We start from the raw sequence: 18,264 nt of genomic DNA on the forward strand, positions 1-18,264 counted from the left end.
CCCAGACGGTTTCGATTGCTTAGGCGTCGCTCAGTGCATCCGCAAGCATGTGCATCGCGACGGTGACCGAGAGTGCGCGGACACTCGCACGATCACCGGGTAGCCGCAGCGTCCGCGTGACGGTCGGTCGGCCCGCGACAGCGATGCCGAAGCACACGGTTCCGACGGGCTTGCTCTCCGTACCGCCGCCAGGCCCCGCGACTCCGCTGGTCGAGACGGCGACATCAGCACCGACGCGGTGCAGCGCTCCTTCGGCCATTCGGGCGGCCACGGGTTCACTGACGGCGCCGTGCTCCTCGATCATGGCGGCGGGGACATCGAGTGAGCCGATCTTCACCTCGTTGGCGTAGGACACCACGCCGCCCACCACGTAAGCCGACGAGCCGGCCCGATCGGTGAGCCGGGCGGCGATCATGCCGCCGGTACACGATTCCGCCGTCGCGATGCGGCGGCCACCGGATAGAGTCGCCACGATGTCATCGATGGTGGATCCGTCGGTCGAGAAGATCTGCGCGCCATGGTGTTTCTCGATGAGTGCCAGCACGTCGGCGTACGCGGCGGCCGCGGACTCCTCGTAGCGAGTGACCATCTCGAGTTCACCGCGCGACAGGCAGGTGGTGATCGCTAGATCGCCGAACCCAGCAATCGAGCTCTCTGCGGTGCGCAAGGTCGCGGCGAGGTCGGCCTCCGACAATCCGTAGGCCCGGATGGTGTCCTCGGTGACCGACGTCCTCCGCGCGAGCACTGCGGCGACGGGTGCGCTCTCGATCGCTTCCGGCCACATCGACTGTAGTTCGGAGGGCGGGCCCGGAAGGATGAGGACCGTGGGGAGGGTGCCCGAGTCGTCGGCCATCGCCACACCCGGTGCCGTGCCTGTCGGCGAGATCGACTGCGCTCCGGCGGGAACCATCGCCTGCTTGCGTACGCCGGCTCGCAGTGGTTCCGAGTCGGCGACGCTGCCGAGCCGACTGCGCCAGCGCTCGACGATGGCCGTGATCCGGCCTTCGAGTTCGACGTCGAGGTGCAGCTCCCGGCCGTACAGTGCCGCGACGGTCTCGACGGTGAGGTCGTCCGCTGTCGGGCCGAGGCCGCCGGTCGTGATGATGAGGTCGACGTGCTGGTCGGCGAGGAACTGGACCTGAGCCGTCAGATCGGCCGGCCGGTCACCGCACACCGTCAGGTGGGCGACGTCGACTCCCATCTGCAGGAGTTGCCGCGCCACCCAGGGGCCGTTGCGGTCGCTGACCCGCCCGGCCAGAACTTCGCTACCCGTGACCACCACACCCGCGCGCACTGCCATGGTTCGACACTACGGCGGCCGCGGTCAGGTCCGGTTGGGGGCCATGACGCACGACTCGCCCAACTGCACGGGTCCGATGCCTCTCTTCAGCGCCCAGAGCAGGAGCGCGCATCCCAGCCCTGACAGAACGAGTCCCGTCCCGAACATGGCGGCATAACCGAAGGCTTGGCCCACCACGCCTGCAGCGAGTCCGGCGATCCCTTGGGAGAAGACGACGGCGCAGGCGAGAAGGGTGTAATCGGTTCCTGCTTAAACACGTTCAGAGGCATCCATCATGAGGGCGAACAAGACGACGGTCGCGGCGCCGCCGAAGACGTGCTCGCTGACGCTGGCGGTCACCACGAGCGCGAGCCCGCCGATGTCGAGTGCCGCGGCGACGTAGAAGCCGAGCGCGAGGGTCTGAGTGATGCCCGCGACGAGCAGGGCACGTCGTCGGCCGAAGCGTGTTGCGTACCAAGCGCCTAGGGCGGCACCGGCGAGCGCGGAGCCCGAGGCGACACCGCCTTCGAGGAGCGCGATCTGTCCCAGGGAAAGTCCGAGGTCGGAGAGGAACGGACCGACGAGGGCCGACCCCATCGAGTTGCCGAACTTGTAGGCGGCGATCAGGCCGATGAACGCCAGGACACCTGGTCGGCGCAGACGAACCCACCACGTTCCGGCGAGGCGGACTGCGGTCGTCGACTCCGCCGGTCGCGCGTCCGCCCTGTCGAGTTGAGTACGGAGAAGGAGGACCGGAATCGTGGTCGCGACGATCAACACGGCCATCGCGACGAACAAAGCTCGCCATCCCGCGAATGAGAACAGCCACAGCAGTACGCCGCCGCCGACGATCATGCCGATGCGGTACGCCCCGAGTTGGATCCCGTTGCCCACACCTCGGTCGCGTGCATCGAGTAGTCGCACGGCGAGTCCGTCGGTGACGACGTCCTGCGTCGCGGACAGAACGTTCACCACCGCGATGCCGACGAACAGCCACTGCAGGCCGGACGCGAGGTCGAGGCAGGCCAGTACCAACGCGACTGCCGCCGCACCGAGTTGCAGTGAGAGCAACCACCGTCGTCGACTTCCGTACCTGTCGACATAGGGCGCCCACAGGAACTTCAGTGCCCATGGCGCGAAAAGAACCCCGCTCGCGCTGATCGCGACCAGGGAGTAGCCGGACTGCCGCAACACCACGGGCAGTGCCTGGGTGAAGAAGCCGAAGGGTAACCCCTGCGCGAAGTAGAGGGCGCCGAGCAAGGCGAACGTGCCGCCGACGATGCCGGAACGGGGGACGCGTGCTCTGTCGGTCGTCGACACGGTGGAAGTCTGGCGTATCTGCGGGCGCCCTGCCGCGTAACCGGCCGCAGCGATCTCCCGTGGTACTTTCAGCGGTCGAAACAGATATTCTGCGACGTCGCCCCGCTGACAAAGGTAATCATTCTGTCTCGGAGAATGAGTGCTTAGATCAGCCGGCGCTAGCACCTAGACAGAAAGCTGTACGATGTTTACGATACGCGCATGGCGATATTCGCAGCGTCGATCACGCTGTTCCTGGGTATTCTAACCTCGGTTATTTCTTGGAGAAACGCTAAGAAGACGCCGCACGAGCAACTAAAGCAAATTTTCGAACTACAGGAGCTTCTTGGCCCAACCGCCGAACTGAAGCGCCGCAAAATTCTCGAGGCCGCCTTGGATTTTGAACTTGGTCGCATCGATCGGGTTACACAGTCACGACGACGCGGAGTCGGAAGAACTTTGAAACGTGTATGGAATTCGCACCCTGTGTACACGACCATGTTTATTGCTTTATCTATCTTCATATTAGCGATTGCCGTACGAATAGCTTCCGCGACGATTACTCCTGCGGTGGGAGGCTCTTTCTCTGGTCGTGAACCTCTTTCTGTATTCTCTTCCATCGCTACTGCCCTGTTATTCCTGTACGTCTGCTTCAAGGTGCTAAGCCGGGGATACCGGGCGCTGATCGACTTGCCGTCCGACTGAGGACTCGGCCGCTAAGTCCTCGTCAAGTTTCGCGCAAGAGCAGGCTTCGTCGAGCAGGAGACCCAGCTGAAGGTATGGAGGCTCGTTGGTTTTCTAGTGCTCATTGGGAAACCCGGCATAGACCCGTCGCAACTAGCGAGCGGCCAGCAGCGGATGGAGAGCGCGCGAGCGCTGGCGATGAAGCCCGAGGTGATGCTGTTCGACGAGCCGACCTCGGCGTTGGATCCCGAGATGGTCAAGGAGGTTCTCGACGTCATGCTGCGACTGCGCGACGAGGGGATGACGATGGTCGTGGTGAGTCACGAGATGGGGTTCGCGCGAGCGGCCGCCGATCGTGTGGTGTTCATGAGCGACGGGCGCATCGTCGAGGATGCAGCGCCGAATGAATTCTTCGACAATCCGCGCAACGAACGCACGAAGCAGTTCCTCAGTCGAATGCTGTGAGTCACCGGCGCCCGACCTCCGCCGCCGGTCACGGCAGGTTACTCACCGGTAGCCTCCCGGACCTTCGGTTGAAGATCGTCGGCGCAGGTCAGGTTATGTCTCGAGACACATCGAGCCCGCTGGACCGGGGTCGCCACAACACGGCCCTGCACGACTAAAGTTGTCTCCGAGCCCACAAGGACAGACGACGTCGAGCAGACGGAAAACGAGGCAAGACCTGCAATGACTGAGAAAAAGCCGACCATCATCTACACCCTGACCGACGAGGCGCCCATGCTGGCGACTCACGCGTTCCTGCCGGTCATCCGCACTTTCGCCAGCGCAGCCGGGATCGAGGTGGAGTCGAGCGACATCTCCGTTGCCAGTCGCATCCTCGCCGAGTTCCCCGATTATCTGGACGAGGACCAGCGGGTGCCGGACAACTTGGCCGAGCTGGGCAAGCTGACCCAGCTGCCCGACACGAACATCATCAAGCTCCCCAACATCAGTGCCTCGGTACCGCAGCTGCACGCCGCGATCAAGGAACTGCAGGACAAGGGCTACAAGATCCCCGACTTCCCGGGCAACCCGAAGACGGACGAGGAGCGGGAGATCCGCGACCGCTACACCAAGTGCCTCGGTAGCGCCGTCAACCCCGTCCTCCGTGAGGGCAACTCCGACCGCCGCGCGCCGAAGGCCGTCAAGGAGTACGCGCGCAAGCACCCGCACAGCATGACCGAGTGGTCACCGGCGTCGCGCACGCATGTCGCGCACATGCGCGAGGGCGATTTCTACCACGGCGAGAAGTCGATGACCGTCGAGGGCGACCGCGAGGTCAAGATGGAACTCGAGACGAAGAGCGGCAAGACCGTCGTCCTCAAGCCGAAGGTCTCGCTGACCGACGGCGACGTCATCGACAGCATGTTCATGAGCGCGAAGGCGCTGGACAAGTTCTACGAAGAGCAGATGCAGGACGCCTACGAGACCGGCGTCATGTTCTCCCTGCACGTCAAGGCCACGATGATGCGGGTCTCGCACCCCATCGTCTTCGGCCACGCGGTGCGCGTCTTCTACAAGGACGCCTTCGCCAAGCACAACGAGCTCTTCGAGGAGCTCGGCGTCAACGTCAACAACGGCCTCTCCGATCTGTACAGCAAGATCGACACCCTTCCGGCGTCGAAGCGCGACGAGATCGTCGAGGATCTGCACAAGTGCCACGAGCACCGGCCCGAGCTGGCCATGGTCGACTCGGCACGCGGCATCTCGAACTTCCACTCTCCCAGCGACGTCATCGTCGACGCCTCCATGCCCGCGATGATTCGCGCCGGCGGCAAGATGTGGGGAGCCGACGGTCGTCCCAAGGACACCAAGGCCGTCAACCCGGAGTCGACCTTCTCCCGCATCTACCAGGAGATGGTGAACTTCTGTAAGACGAACGGCCAGTTCGACCCGACGACCATGGGCACCGTTCCCAACGTCGGCCTCATGGCGCAGAAGGCCGAGGAGTACGGCTCGCACGACAAGACCTTCGAGATCGAAGAGGACGCCGTCGCGAACATCGTCGACGTGGCGACCGGCGAGGTCATGCTCACGCAGAACGTGGAAAAGGGCGACATCTGGCGCCTCTGCATCGTCAAGGACGCGCCGATCCAGGACTGGGTCAAGCTCGCGGTGAACCGTGCGCGCGACTCGGGAATGCCGGTGCTCTTCTGGCTCGACCCATACCGCCCCCACGAGAACGAGCTGATCAAGAAGGTGCGGACGTACCTGAAGGATCACGACACCGAGGGCCTCGACATCCAGATCATGTCGCAGGTCCGCGCGATGCGGTACACGCTCGAGCGCGTTGTCCGCGGCCTGGACACCATCTCCGCGACCGGCAACATCCTCCGTGACTACCTCACGGACCTGTTCCCGATCCTCGAGCTCGGCACCAGCGCCAAGATGCTGTCCATCGTTCCCTTGATGGCCGGCGGCGGACTGTACGAGACGGGCGCCGGCGGTTCCGCGCCGAAGCACGTCAAGCAGCTCATCGAAGAGAATCACCTCCGCTGGGACTCGCTCGGCGAATTCCTCGCGCTGGCCGTGAGCCTCGAGGACCTGGGCAAGAAGACCGGCGGCAAGGCGAACGTCCTGGGCAAGGCCCTCGACGCCGCGACCGGCAAGCTGCTCGAGGAAAACAAGGGTCCGTCGCGCACCACCGGCGAGCTCGACAACCGCGGCAGCCAGTTCTACCTGGCAAAGTTCTGGGCGCAGGAGCTGGCGAGCCAGACCGAGGACGAGGAGCTGGCCAAGCACTTCGCGCCGCTCGCCAAGACGCTGGCCGATCAGGAAGAGGCCATCGTCAAGGAGCTCGGCGACGCGCAGGGTGAGCCCGTCGACATCGGCGGGTACTACTACCCGGATCCCGAGAAGGCGACCTCGATCATGCGTCCGAGCAAGACGTTCAATCAGGCTCTGGAGTCTGCGACCAAGTAATTCTCGACCTTCTGGCCCATGCACGCGCGGCGTGCATGGGCCAGAGTCATGTGTGGACTATGGACCCCGGAAACCGGGGTCCAGATTCCACGATCAGGATCGGCGCTCGAGATTCGCCGGCGTCGACCCTTCGAGACGACGACGATCGAGCGCCTCCAGGAGAGCCGGCGCGTGGGAGTCCGGGACGCACAACTGTCCGTTCACCGGGACGATCAGCCCGAGGTCGACCATGGTGGCCAGTCGCACGGACAGCCACGCGCTGACTTTCTCGACGTCGGTGTCGATGCCCGTGTCGAAAGCTTCGCCGTCATGTGCCGGGTCGTCGACCAGGGAACGAACGAGGATGAACCATAGTGCGGCGCATGCTGCGGCTATCTCCCGCTGCGGCGAGGCGTTCAGTGCGACAACGGGTTCCAAGCACGCGATGTAGGCCTCGACGAGACTTCTGCGTCGCCACTCCTCGCTCGGTGCCGAGAGCCAGTGATCGAATGCGTCTCCTGCTCGAAGTGTTCGATCCTCGTTGCGCAGGACGCCCACTCCCACCGCGGTCGCGATAACCACCTTGTACGTCACCGTCGACAGCAGTTCGCTGATGGTATCGCCTTCACCGGTCGGGCCGAGGGCGTCTCGAAGCTGCCTGCTCGAGCGCGGGTGTGCGAAGCAGGGGTCGGGAACGATGCCGTTGTCTTCGCACCAGGCAGCAACCCGCCGGACGTGAGACGTCAGGGCGGTCGGACCGAGGGGTGCCGAGCGACGTCGCGGGACCGGTGCCATGCGTGGCGGGGAAACCCCGACCATCTCCGCGAGGTCGTTTGTCTGTGTCGGCGAAACACGTTCTTCGACAATGAATCGCGCGAAGAGATCGAGCGCATCGACAGTGTCGTCGGGTGACCACGGTGTGTGTCCGCAGTCGTCGGCGTGCACGTCTGTGTCGAACAACTCCAGTGGTATGTCAGATCCCGCGACCAGGATGTCGTGTTCGCGCCTGGATCGGTCGACTGCCATCGCCGTCGAATATGCCGCCAACGGGTCTGTGGTGCAGCCTGACCGCACCAACCACTCCGCAAATTGTTTCAGCACGTCGTGCCAGCACAATGCCGGCCGTCTCCGCGCGGTGCGCTTCTCGGCCTTGGCCCTGCGTTGACTCTTGCTCATCAGGTCCCCCCAGGATCGTGTGCTCGGAGAGTAGGGCCGGCGTACGACAGGACCTGACAGTGGAAATCTGCCCCCGGAAACCGGGGTCGATAGTCCACGATCATGTGATGAGAGACATGGCGATCGAGCACGTGATCGGTCTGGAGAAGGCACTACTCGATCCGGCGACGCGCTCATCGCAAACTGAACTCGACCGACTGCTCGACCCGTCGTTCGAGGAGATCGGCGCGTCGGGTCGGCTGTGGACGCGGCGCGAGATGATTGCGGCGCTGATCGACGCGCCCGAGTCCGAGCCCATCAAGAGCGCGAACTTCAACGGCCGGAGGATCGCCGACGACATAGTTCACGTGACCTACGAGACCTGGCATGAGGGTCGTCACGCGCGCCGAAGCTCGTGGTGGCGCAGGGTAGATGCTGGGTGGACGCTGCTGTTTCATCAGGGAACTCCAATCCAAGCAGTCGCCCGCAAGCGGTCGGCAGACATCAAGACGGCTCTTCCCAGATGACGGTGTAGGTCGGCCGGGCGCGTCGGTCCGCAGATAGACGTCGAGGTCTCCCGACGATGGAGGTTCCTACGCCATCCATCCGAAAGACCTCGACGTGTCCGACGCTACCCCGCCGGCCGGCTTCGGCCGCCCTGACCTGACCGCCTTCGCGGCTCATCCCAATCGACCCTGATCGGGTCTGCTGACCCCCTCGACGAGAACGCAGCGACATCCCAGCCACCCAACCCCGACCGTCCGGGAAGCCGGGGCACGTCACATGGCCTGTGCTGCGGGCGTGTCGAGTGGGTCGTCCAGGGGCGACGCAGGAGCGTCGACGCGACGTGCTGAGAGGTGGTTCCAACAGAGCGCTAGGACACCGGCTACAGGCATGGCGATAGGTCAGGAACGGCGTCGCTCCCTGCGCAGGAGGGAGCGCAGAGTCTCGGCGTTCGCGTAGCCGACCCGTAGCGCGATCTCGGCGGAGGTGAGGTCCGTGGTTGCTGAGAGGTGCCGAGCTCGTTCGATGCGAAGCCGTTGGACGAAGCCGAGCGGAGTGAGGTTGAGCGCCGCACGGACTCGTCGTTCGAGGGTGCGCCGGCTGGTGCCGAGCGACTGCGCGACGAAGGCGACGTTGAACGGTTCGTCCAGGCGGGCGCGCACGAAGCGTTCGAACTCGACGACGATCGGGTCCTCGTGCCGGATATGTTCGTAGGCGACGAAGGCCGCCTGCGACGGACGCTCGTCGATGATGAGGAGCTTGGCGACATGTTGGGCCAGGTCGGGGCTGATCGATCGCACGAGTGAGAGCGCGAGGTCGATGTGGGCGAACGCGGCGCCGGCGGTGACGAGGTTCCCGTCGACCACGACCATGGTGTCGAGATCGAGGGCGACGGTCGGATAGCGCTTCAGGAACTCCGGCCCCAGGAACCAGCTGGTCGTCGCCCGCCGATGATGCATCCGTCCAGTCTCGGCGACGGCGAACACGCCGGTGCACGCCGCGGCGATCCGGGTGGTCGCGTCGTCGAGGCGCCCGAGTGAGGCGATGACCGAACGTGCATCTCGGCTCTGGAGGGCGTCGTTGGTAGCGGCGGCCGTGAGGGTTCCAAGCGCAGGGACGACGACCACGTCGAACTCTCCGGACTCCGACAGCGGGTGGTCTACCGACAGGGTCATCGATGCCGTCGTGGTCACTCGCCGTTTCGGTCCGAGGATGGCGAGTTCGATCGGGTCGATCCGCGGGTCGACATCGCCGCGGGCTCCGTCGGCCACCCGCACGATGTCGATGACCGACGCGACAGCCGAACCGAAGCAGCCGTCGATCGCGATTAGTCCGATACGCATGGCGCGAACAATAGCAATACTGTCGTATACGCCACTCCCCACCGGCCCTCGCTCGTCATACGCTGAACTCGCCTCACGAAGAACCCCGACTTCAAGGAGAACCCCTCATGTCCACACCCGCATCACTTCCGTATGCCTTCGTCGCCAAGATCGTCGCGGCCGATGGACAGCACGACGCGCTCGCCGATCTGCTCGCCGGCGCTGTCGCACTCGCCAACGAAGAAGTAGGAACGATTGTCTGGTTCGCGGCTAGGACCCACGCCGACACCTTCTGGATCTTCGATGCATTCCCCGACGAGGCCGCTCGCGACGCCCACGCCAACGGCGCCATCGTCGCAGCCCTGATGGCCAACCAGCACCTCCTCGGCGCAGCACCCGAGATCCTGGCGGCCGACGTCCTCGCGTCCAAGCTCCCGTAGTCCGCCAACACACGAGACGATCGCGCCCCGCCGAGCCGTCGGACCCGATCGCCTCGACACCCGCACCACGTTGACGATCCCCGACGGGCCGATCACGAGGAGGCCAGAGGAGATCCCGGACGCGGTCACGATGATGGATCCCTTCCACGTCGTGCGCCTGGCCGGTGACACCCTCGACAGGTGTCGGCGGCGGGTCCAACTCGCGATCCACGGGCACCGTGGGTTCAGGGACGACCCGCTCTACAAGTCGCGGCGCACGCTGCACACCGGCGCGGACCTGCTTACCGACAGGCAGAGCGACAGGCTACGCGCGCTGTTCGTTGATGACGCTCACGTCGAGGTCGAGGCGACCTGGGGTGTCTACCAGCGCATGATCGCCGCCTATCGCCACGAGGACCGGCAACGTGGCCGCGAGCTCATGGAGAAGCTGATCACCGACCTCAGCGCCGGCGTCCCCAAGGTGCTCACCGAGCTCACCACCCTGGGCCGGACCCTGAAGAAGCGAGCCGCCGACGTGCTCGCCTACTTCGAACGACCCGGCACCAGCAACGGGCCGACCGAGGCGCTCAACGGACGGCTCGAACACCTGCGCGGCTCCGCACTCGGGTTCCGCAACCTGACCAACTACATCGCCCGAAGCCTGCTCGAGACCGGCGGCTTCAGACCCCAACTCGTACACCCCCGATTGGGATGAGCCATCAAGACTCGGTAACAGTCACAAAACGATCGGTCTTTTTCTGCCTGACGGTGCCAGAGTGATGACCATGCGACAGACAACGCGTCGAGCGGCAGTGGCCTTGGCACTCGCGATCCCGGTGTTCCTGGGGGTGGGTGCGGGAACGGCATCCGCTGCACCCCAGACCTCGATCTTGCAGGTGCCCGTCGTGACGGGTCTGGAGATCGGCCCGGTCAGCGTGCCAGGCGGACTCATCCAGACCACGCCGATCAAGGCGACGGTGGGGGAGAGACCGGGCTCGGTCCGGTTCTCCGCCGCCGACATCAAGCCGTACTACTACCAGTACAACTACCGGTGGATGACGGTGCAGTGGCGCAATCTCTCGACGGGAGCGGCCGGCGCCGTCGACTTCCGCCACTGGGCCTCCGAGGACCTCTCGGCTGTCGATCCGAATGCCGGCGCCCGAGGGCTCCCGCTCGACGTCGTAGCAGATACCGGACCCGGTCAGGTCGCCGTTGTGGTGACGCAGAGCCGCCAGTTCCCCGCGCCGTTCTCCGAGACATTGTTCCCGGGGCTCGGTCTTCTGACAGTCCCGTGAGGTTGACCGCCGCTTGTTGTGAACCATCCCAAGCGCAGTGAACTGCTGGGCACTACTGTCACGCTGAGTCCGGTTCGTGGCAGAGCCGGCCCTGTCGAGGAGCGTGGTGGCGTGGCGTCAGTATTCGCTCAGCGCGCCAGCTACCAACGGCAGGGGATCCGTTTCGTCGGCGGACCGTTGCCGTTGTCATCGGAACGGAGGGTGTCCGACGCGTTCGGCAAGAAGTTGTCGCGCGACTACCTGTTCGTCGACGATCGGGAGTCCGACTTCATCGGTACCTGGCGTGGCAGTCGAGTGCAGCTGTACGCGGTGTCGCCGGGCAATCGAAGCAATCGTCAACCCGAAGATCGCCGGTGTGCACATCGATCGTGACACCGCCGCGCAGTATTCGTTCGGTCAGCTGAGCCCCGACGCGCTGACGTTCTCGTCGGCGCAACAGCCTCGTTTCCGTGACCGCAAACGCAACATGATCGTGGCGACGAGCGCGGGGTCCGCCCGTGCAGCGATGACGCGCGCGCTGCCGACGCATGTTCGTGCGGGTGACGACAGCATGGACCTGCGGCCGATCGTCACCGAGTGCGTGCGCACGGCTGTGGCAGAGGCGGTGTGGGGTGACGCGGCGTCGACGTTGATCGACTACGTCGACGAGAGCGGCGCCCATGGGGCGCTGCCGTTGGCAGATGCGATGTACGACAACTTCTTACGCCTTCGACGCTGTGCGAACACCTACGCCATGAGAGTCGAGCCACGGCTGCAACGGTGGACGTTCTCGCAAGAGCAGCGGTGGATGCGGATCAACACTCGGATGCTTCTGCAGCACGCCTCGGTTCTGGCGGATATGCCGCTCGACGACACCATCGCCGGCCACATCAGGCGGTTGCACGGCATCTCGGGGTTCTCGTCGAACATGGTCCGTGACGACACCACGACGTCCTTCATCGCCGGCGTCGACACGACGCGCACGGCCATTCTCGCCACGCTGAAGCATCTGCTCGATCCCGCCAACACGCAGTGGAAGTACGCCTTCTCAGCTGTGCCCGTCGAGTCGCTGGGTGATTCTGCAGTGGTTCGTGCGTGCGTGATGGAAGCGTTGCGCATCGACACCCCCGGGTCCGTGTTCAACGAGCGGGTGATCGACGACTGCCGCATCGCGCTCGGTGACGGCAGTGTCGATCTGCACCGTAATACGCTGGTGATGCCGAACATTCATGCCGCGCACGCGGTTCACGGTCCGACATTCGATCCGAACCGGATACTGAACGCCCACGCGACGGATCACGTCGCCCCGCTGGTGATCCCCTTCGGCAAGGGTCCGAGATCGTGCCCTGGCAAGTCGTTCGCGTCGTCGATGATCGCGGTGTTCGTGCACGACTTCCTTCAGGCGCACCCGGACGCCGCGGTGGGCACGACGCACCCGGACAACGCCTATCCGATCCACACGGCATCCGAGCATGGTCTGCACGTGTCGCTGCGTGGCTGAGGTGTCAGGTCATCAGTGCGGCGGGAGCCCACGACGGCCATGACGGGTCCCCAACCAGTCGACCATGGTCGTAACGAGCGATAACGCGAAAGGGGTTGCTTGCGTTGGTATTGTCGTAGACGCGGGCATTGTCGACGACATCGATCGCGGATCGAACCAAGGGCCACAGGCGCACGTATCGCTCAAGGACCTTTGCCTCGGGCACGGAATGACCGCCGATCTCGACGCGGTTGACGACGCGGGCTACGGCCAGGTCGACCGGAATGGCGACGATATGAAGTGTGACGAGGTACGCGGCCTCGTTCGCCGTCTCGATCAGATCGAGCTTCGACGGATGCGAGAAGACTGTCTCGGTGACGAACGACGCGGCCTGTGCGAGTAAGGCCACCCGCTGTTCGGCGGCCAACCTCGATGCGTCGTACGCGTGCGCTTGTTCGTCACCGGGCCAGTTCTCGGTAGCGATCTCGTCGGCGTTGACGAAGGGAAGATGAGTGACGGGCGCCAGCACCCGAGCAAAGAAGGTGCTCTTGCCGGCGCCGTTCGGGCCGGCAAGCAGGTGCAGGACCGGGTCGCGGGTCATTCCGTCAGGGACGATGCTCGATCACAGCGCCGTCTTCGTCGCATTCGACGAAGGCCCGTCCTTCTGCCTCGAATTCGCTGCGCAGATCCAGGCCTTCTGACATCGCGTCGATTCGCTCGGACCATTCCGCGCGTACGACTGCCTGCTCTCGCGGGGTGAGCGCGTCGTAGTTCTGCCGACCTGCCAATACCCCGGCGATGTCGCGTGAGGCTATGTGATGTGAGGCCTCGATCTCACGCCCGACCAGTGCCCAGTGTGCAATTTGTTGGGCTGCGCTCCGGCTCGACGCACTGCCGACCAGCTTCGCCGATGCATACAGTTCATCGTCGACCCGTAGCGATGACGTCGTACCCATGAGCTGCTCCGTTCGTTGTCGTGCACCTAGTGTAGCAATCTGCCACAGCTATGTACTGCCGGATGATGACTAGCTGTCGGCAGTAACCCGCGCCGCGAGGAACGCTTCCGGATCGATCAGGTCAGCCTGCCCGACGATCGATCCCAGGTCGGCGATTCGCTCTACTCCGGTCAGCACCATCTCCTCCTCGACGGTCCCCTCGGCGTAGCCGTAATAGCAGGTGGAGGTCGTGTGGTTGTGGTCCTTGTCGATGCGGTTGGCGCGGCCCTCGATCTGGCGGATGTCGATGGGTGTCCACCGAGGGTCGTGGATCAGCGTCACCCGGGGCGCGAGAGTGGACGTCGTGCCTTCGGGCAGCAGCATCTCGTTGGTGTGCAGGTTGATGGCGCTCGTTGTGGTGGACAGAATGACGGTCGCGTCCGCGGTTTGGAAGCGCCGGATCTCGGCCTCCTGCTCCGGACTGCTCATGCTTCCGTCGACCACCGCAACGGCAAGTCCGCCCTCGCGCAAGTCCTCGGCGAGAGCGGCGACGGACTCGCGGTAGAACATCGACACGAACACCTGGTTGCCGGCCTTGACCCATGTGCGGACTTGGTCGGCGGACGCGGGAATGCGGAGATACGAACACTTCTGGCGGAACCGCAGTGTCGCGGCCCGCACACTCGGATTCTTCTGCAGCACTCGTTTGCCGCCGGACACCTTCCACATCGGCAGACCGACCTCCTTGCGATAGTCGACCCACGCGGAGTTGTAGAGCCGCTTCTGAGCGGCGGTCAGCTCCTGCCCGAGCGGTTCACGGGGCGTGGGCGGGGACGGTCGCGAGATCGACCACGGCACAGCACCTCCCGACAGCCACCCGTGCACGGCGGCGATATCGCGCTCGCGACGGGCAGCGTCTTCTGGCTCCCAGCGCCACGTGGCCAGCCCGGTCGACGCCTTGCCGGCCTTGATCGCGAAGCCGGACTCTTCGAGGAAGTTCGCCCACTTCACGGTGAGGGCGTAGCCGAGCTGATCGTCGTCGCCCACGATCTCGACGCCGTGGGACTGCTCGATCGCGCGCGCCATGTACGCGAAGTGCAGCGGCTGGTAACCGGGGGTCGCGGACATCCACACCACCGACCGCGCGGCTTCCTGATAGCGCCACACGATCTGCGACTGCTGCGATTCGATGTTCATCAACGCATGGCACTCGTCGGCGATAACCACGTCGATCTCGAATCGCAGTTCGCCGAGCGTGATGGTTCGCTTGTTCTGTGTCCGTTTGCGTTTGCCCAGATCGGTGTCGGGTGGGACGGACAGCAGCTTCTTCGTCGACTGGTAGGTGACCAGGAGCCAGCGCTTACGGTCGGAGGGCTCGATGTCGGCTTCACTGTCCGCGATCGTGCGACGCCATCCGGGCAGCGCACCCTTCGGTGCGACGACCAGGACGGTGCCGATCTCGGCGGCAGACATCTGCCGCACGGCCTCGCACACCGACAGGGTCTTTCCCAAGCCGGTGGAGTCCATCTGCGCGAAGTACGGGAAGCCCTCGTCGAGGGCAGTGAGGTGCCGACGGACCGATTCGAGCTGGGTGTCGCGAGGGATCAGGGAACGGGCATGCACGGTTTCCGGGCGCCAGGTCTCGTTGGCATCATCCTCGAGCCACCGCTGCAGGCTGTACGGCATCGACTCGTACGGCTGCAGGTACTCGGGCAACTCGGTGCCGTAGTACGCGAACACTCGTGGGCCGGGGTACCAGCGCGCCCCCGCAGCGCTGGCTGCGGAGCGGTCCTCGAAGGGAACATCCAGCACCCACACGCGCTCGCCGGCGTCGGGCACGCGCAGGTCGGGAGCTGCGGTCTTCTTCGCCGGTGCGCGGCGCTTGGTCGGCTTCTTCGCAGTTCCGGCGAACTTCCGGGCTGCGCTGCTCTGCCCGGCCTTCACGGTGCGAGTCGTGGTGGAGCGTCTACGTGGTGGCATCGGGAACATCCTCTCCGATCGCAACTGGTGGTCACGACAAGGGTCGTCGGCGGGAGTGGGGTCCTGTGCCGTGGGAACCAGGCACTGCCGAGAGTGGCATCAACGTCCGACACCGTCGACAAGGTTGGATACGACCGCGCCATATCCAACCTTGTGGCCATAAGGGTGGATATGGCCGAATCGCTACCGGCGAGCCGAGTCAGCTCGGGAGAGGGACCAGACTGACGATCTCCGCTCCGGACTGCAGGATCTGAGCACCGCCCACTCCACCGACCATCGTTTCGGGGCTGAGACGCTCACCCTCCCGGAAGTTCTCCAGAGGGGCGGTCCAGACCTCGTCGCCCGAGTGCAGGTCGACGGCCACGAGATTGCTCTCGCGCACTGCGATCATCACGTCACCGTCCGTTCCGACCGGCGAGAAGGACTCGATCTCCCACAGCTGTTCACCGGTGGTCATGTCCAGTCCGATCATGGATCGCTCGCCGGACAGGACCCCGACATCACCGACCACCGACTGCAGCGCGCTGTACGTGCTCGCTACGTTGTATTCGTCCGCGGGACGATCGATGATGAGCTGTTCACTGCTCCAACGCTTCTCGCCGGTCGTGCGGTCATAGGCGGTGTCACCGAGAACGAAGGGTACGGACTCGTCCGCCGGCTCGTCGATGGTCGGGTAAGTCGACACCTGGCTCGCCGACTCGACGAGTACGTCTCCCGCACGTGAGTAGGCGATGCCGCCCACCGGCTCGTAGGAATCGCAGTCCAGCCGTGAGCCGACAACGACGTCGCCGACCGTTCTGTAGCCGCCGGAGAAGCAATCGTCGAGTACGTCGGAGGCCCAGATCTGCTCGCCCGTCTCGGGATCGAATGTCGAGAAGCCGCCGCCGACATCGAAGTGTCCGGTGCCGTCGGCGACTGTGAGCTGATCCGCATACTGGTCCTCCCAGCCGGCCCACGCCTGCAAAGGGGTCGTCCAGTCGGCGGACAGATCGTCCACAGTTCCGCGTTGCAAGGTGACGTCCGCGTCTTCCAGGTTGCCGCTGGTCGTATAGACGTGTCCGTCCGAGACTGTCATGGCGAACGTATCCGACGTATCCCCGTGGTTCGTGGACTCACCGGTCGTGAGATCGAAGGTGCGGAGGGTGGGATCCTCTGCGTAACTCGGCGTGATGCAGACTAACTGGTTATCGATGGGCTGTTCCGCACACGACTGCAGATCCGTCGCCGGCACCGACCACTCCAGTGCGCCCGACGCGGTGTCGATCGACATCAGTCGCGCCTCCGTCGAGGGCCCCTGGGAGTCCACGACGGCGGCGATGGTCAGAAGGTGGTCATCGATTCGGATCGACCCGGCGACGTAGGGATACATCGACCCCGCTCGTGGGTCGGCGAAGCGGGCACCGTCCAGTCCGCTGTCCGCCGCATCCACGGTCCACGCGACTCCCGGTGCCGAGGGTGACGCGTCGGTGATGCGCTTGACGGTCGTCGTTCGATCCTGGGTGACCACCACGACGGCGGCGGCGACCGAGACTGCAGCGACGGTTCCCGCGACGATCAAGCGTGTCTGCATCACTGGGAGATCAACTCCGGCGTGCGGGCGATGCGCTCGAGCTCCGCGGTGTCCCAGGGGTTCTCGGTGGCGAGTGTGATGCCCAGGCCCGACGCGGTGGTGATCGACACTACCGTTCCGGTCTCGATCGGGACGGGACTGAGCACCTGCGGTTCTTCCTGAAGTGGCTCCGGCCGAACCGGGCTCCCGGCAGTGACGGTCAGTCGGCCGGCAGCGCTGTTCACGACCTGACAGACTCCGTCTCCGTAAGGACTGGAACGTAACGCTCCCAGGGGTGGAACCGGGGCGAGAGCTCCGGAGTCTGCCCGGGCCAGCGCCGCGTTCAGTGAGTCCACGACGGGCGCGGTGAATTCTGTTGCGACTCCGTCCGTGCCCGGGTACGACGTGCACTCGGAGATGTTGCCCGGCGTCCCCGGGGGTGCGGGTGTGGACGTCACGAACGCTGGGTCGATCGCGATGCGGACGAGTTCGGGCATCGAGAACGGCAGTCGGTCCTCGCCACCGGTCGCTGACGAGTAAGCGCTGATCTGCGATCCGTCGGTGCGATACGCAGTGGCGATCCGGGTCGATGTCCGAGCGCCGTCGACTTCCTGCCACGTGTCCTGCCTGTCGACGACAGTGCCGTCGCTCATCGACTCGCGGCTGTCGAGAACCCCGGCAACACAGGGCGGCACACCGTCGGTCTGCTGCGCGACACCGATGCTGATGAATCCGGAACGATCACCCCGAGTGACATCAGCCAGTGCCGACGTGCTGTCGAACTGGTCCTCCTCGGGGAGGTTCTCGTACACCGGTATCGGATCGAAGTACGGGAGCATGCCGCGTGCGAACGCGATGTCGGCAGGGAGCGCGCGAACGAGGGCTTGCGACATGAGGTGCGCTTTCGGCCCGGTGAACCACGGAGCATCGGGATTGTCGTATGACGACTCGCTGATCCCGGTCACTCCGAAATAACTGCTCTCGACGGGAGGATCGACCGTCTCGCAGCCCGGAATGGTGGTGGGGTAGGAAATCTCGGGTGTCACGATGTCGTACTCGTGAGCAGGCGGCGGCGGTGTGGTCTCGACCGGGGTCACTGGTTGCACCGTCAAGGCGGGTTCCTCCGGAGGCGCAGTCAGGCCGGCGACGACAACACCGAGCGCCACGATGGACACGACGACGAAGGTGGACATCAGCGTGTCGTGGCGCGGCGGCGTCTTCTCGTCCATGGCTCGTTTCTCACTCGGCTGTGTGATGGACGCTCATTCATACCACTCGTGCTCTTTACGACGCTCGGCCACGAGTCGATGCATCGCCTCCAGACCCCGGCCCCGCTTCTTCGGCGTCTGACAATCGATGCAATTAGTCAATTAGTGCACAGGTGAGTTCACCTGCTTTCGGGAACGTGGTGTGTCAGCGTGATCTGCTATGTTGAAATTGCCTCCACTCGGACGGCAACCACCTCATTTTCTCACTGGGAGTC

General features: G+C 64.7%; 15 protein-coding genes and 3 pseudogenes. 9 read left to right on the top strand and 9 right to left on the bottom strand.

Features of this window, described 5'->3' with window-relative positions:
• Window positions 1-19: 19 nt before the first annotated feature.
• Together ASG69_RS12610 and ASG69_RS12615 are read right to left on the bottom strand one after the other, a co-directional pair.
• Window positions 20-1,300 (bottom strand): competence/damage-inducible protein A, encoded by a 1,281-nt coding sequence (locus tag ASG69_RS12610; protein WP_056448140.1) that lies wholly within the window; start codon window positions 1,298-1,300, stop codon window positions 20-22.
• 24 nt (window positions 1,301-1,324) lie between these two features.
• Window positions 1,325-2,599: pseudogene (locus ASG69_RS12615) on the bottom strand (MFS transporter).
• Window positions 2,600-2,800: 201 nt separating this feature from the next.
• Here ASG69_RS12615 and ASG69_RS22485 point away from each other — a divergent pair.
• From ASG69_RS22485 to ASG69_RS12625, 3 genes and pseudogenes are all read left to right on the top strand, one after another.
• Window positions 2,801-3,283: a hypothetical protein gene (locus tag ASG69_RS22485; protein WP_156380515.1), complete on the top strand. Its 483-nt coding sequence runs from the start codon at window positions 2,801-2,803 to the stop codon at window positions 3,281-3,283.
• Window positions 3,284-3,406: 123 nt separating this feature from the next.
• Window positions 3,407-3,727, top strand: a pseudogene (locus ASG69_RS12620) (ectoine/hydroxyectoine ABC transporter ATP-binding protein EhuA); the annotation flags it as partial.
• A gap of 222 nt (window positions 3,728-3,949) precedes the next feature.
• The gene (locus tag ASG69_RS12625) at window positions 3,950-6,184 is read left to right on the top strand and encodes an NADP-dependent isocitrate dehydrogenase (RefSeq protein ID WP_056448144.1); all 2,235 of its coding nucleotides are present in this window, start codon (window positions 3,950-3,952) and stop codon (window positions 6,182-6,184) included.
• Between the two features lie 93 nt (window positions 6,185-6,277).
• Here ASG69_RS12625 and ASG69_RS22490 read toward each other — a convergent pair whose 3' ends face one another.
• Window positions 6,278-6,757, bottom strand: a complete 480-nt coding sequence (locus ASG69_RS22490) for a hypothetical protein (protein ID WP_156380516.1) — start codon at window positions 6,755-6,757, stop codon at window positions 6,278-6,280.
• A 698-nt stretch (window positions 6,758-7,455) separates the two neighbouring features.
• Here ASG69_RS22490 and ASG69_RS12635 point away from each other — a divergent pair.
• The gene (locus ASG69_RS12635; RefSeq protein ID WP_200933818.1) at window positions 7,456-7,845 is read left to right on the top strand and encodes a nuclear transport factor 2 family protein; all 390 of its coding nucleotides are present in this window, start codon (window positions 7,456-7,458) and stop codon (window positions 7,843-7,845) included.
• A gap of 378 nt (window positions 7,846-8,223) precedes the next feature.
• Here the strand turns inward: ASG69_RS12635 and ASG69_RS12640 are convergent, their stop codons facing one another.
• Window positions 8,224-9,165: a GlxA family transcriptional regulator gene (locus tag ASG69_RS12640; protein WP_056448158.1), complete on the bottom strand. Its 942-nt coding sequence runs from the start codon at window positions 9,163-9,165 to the stop codon at window positions 8,224-8,226.
• Between the two features lie 107 nt (window positions 9,166-9,272).
• On the opposite strand from ASG69_RS12640, the gene ASG69_RS12645 reads away from it, so the two are divergent.
• The 5 genes and pseudogenes from ASG69_RS12645 (at window position 9,273) to ASG69_RS12660 (ending at window position 12,338) form a co-directional block, all read left to right on the top strand.
• Window positions 9,273-9,584: a putative quinol monooxygenase gene (locus ASG69_RS12645; RefSeq protein ID WP_006247389.1), complete on the top strand. Its 312-nt coding sequence runs from the start codon at window positions 9,273-9,275 to the stop codon at window positions 9,582-9,584.
• A 94-nt stretch (window positions 9,585-9,678) separates the two neighbouring features.
• A pseudogene (locus tag ASG69_RS12650) lies at window positions 9,679-10,278 on the top strand (transposase); the annotation flags it as partial.
• A gap of 70 nt (window positions 10,279-10,348) precedes the next feature.
• Window positions 10,349-10,858: a hypothetical protein gene (locus ASG69_RS12655; RefSeq protein ID WP_235578946.1), complete on the top strand. Its 510-nt coding sequence runs from the start codon at window positions 10,349-10,351 to the stop codon at window positions 10,856-10,858.
• Window positions 10,859-10,969: 111 nt separating this feature from the next.
• Window positions 10,970-11,230, top strand: coding sequence for a hypothetical protein (locus tag ASG69_RS22495; RefSeq protein ID WP_156380517.1), 261 nt, complete (start codon window positions 10,970-10,972; stop codon window positions 11,228-11,230).
• Complete coding sequence (locus ASG69_RS12660; RefSeq protein ID WP_056448160.1) at window positions 11,214-12,338, top strand: cytochrome P450; 1,125 nt, start codon at window positions 11,214-11,216, stop codon at window positions 12,336-12,338. Before ASG69_RS22495 ends, ASG69_RS12660 begins: the two co-directional genes overlap by 17 nt.
• Window positions 12,339-12,342: 4 nt before the next feature.
• On the opposite strand, the gene ASG69_RS12665 is transcribed toward ASG69_RS12660, so the two are convergent.
• The 5 genes from ASG69_RS12665 to ASG69_RS12680 all read right to left on the bottom strand — a co-directional run bounded on the left by ASG69_RS12665 (window position 12,343) and on the right by ASG69_RS12680 (window position 18,010).
• Window positions 12,343-12,918, bottom strand: a complete 576-nt coding sequence (locus ASG69_RS12665) for a zeta toxin family protein (protein ID WP_056448162.1) — start codon at window positions 12,916-12,918, stop codon at window positions 12,343-12,345.
• A 4-nt stretch (window positions 12,919-12,922) separates the two neighbouring features.
• A complete protein-coding gene (locus ASG69_RS22170; protein ID WP_052493090.1) occupies window positions 12,923-13,273 on the bottom strand; it encodes a TA system antitoxin ParD family protein in 351 nt (116 codons plus the stop codon).
• Between the two features lie 69 nt (window positions 13,274-13,342).
• The gene (locus tag ASG69_RS12670; RefSeq protein ID WP_235578947.1) at window positions 13,343-15,232 is read right to left on the bottom strand and encodes a DEAD/DEAH box helicase family protein; all 1,890 of its coding nucleotides are present in this window, start codon (window positions 15,230-15,232) and stop codon (window positions 13,343-13,345) included.
• A 199-nt stretch (window positions 15,233-15,431) separates the two neighbouring features.
• On the bottom strand, window positions 15,432-16,802 hold the full coding sequence (locus tag ASG69_RS12675) for an outer membrane protein assembly factor BamB family protein (RefSeq protein WP_156380518.1): 1,371 nt from the start codon (window positions 16,800-16,802) through the stop codon (window positions 15,432-15,434).
• Entirely contained in the window at window positions 16,802-18,010 is a 1,209-nt protein-coding gene (locus ASG69_RS12680; RefSeq protein WP_056448171.1) for a hypothetical protein, read from the bottom strand. The genes ASG69_RS12675 and ASG69_RS12680 overlap by 1 nt, the downstream gene beginning before the upstream one ends.
• Window positions 18,011-18,264: the final 254 nt, after the last annotated feature.

The sequence above is a fragment of the Rhodococcus sp. Leaf225 genome, from assembly GCF_001426145.1.
In the GTDB taxonomy this organism is placed as follows: Bacteria; Actinomycetota; Actinomycetes; order Mycobacteriales; family Mycobacteriaceae; genus Rhodococcoides.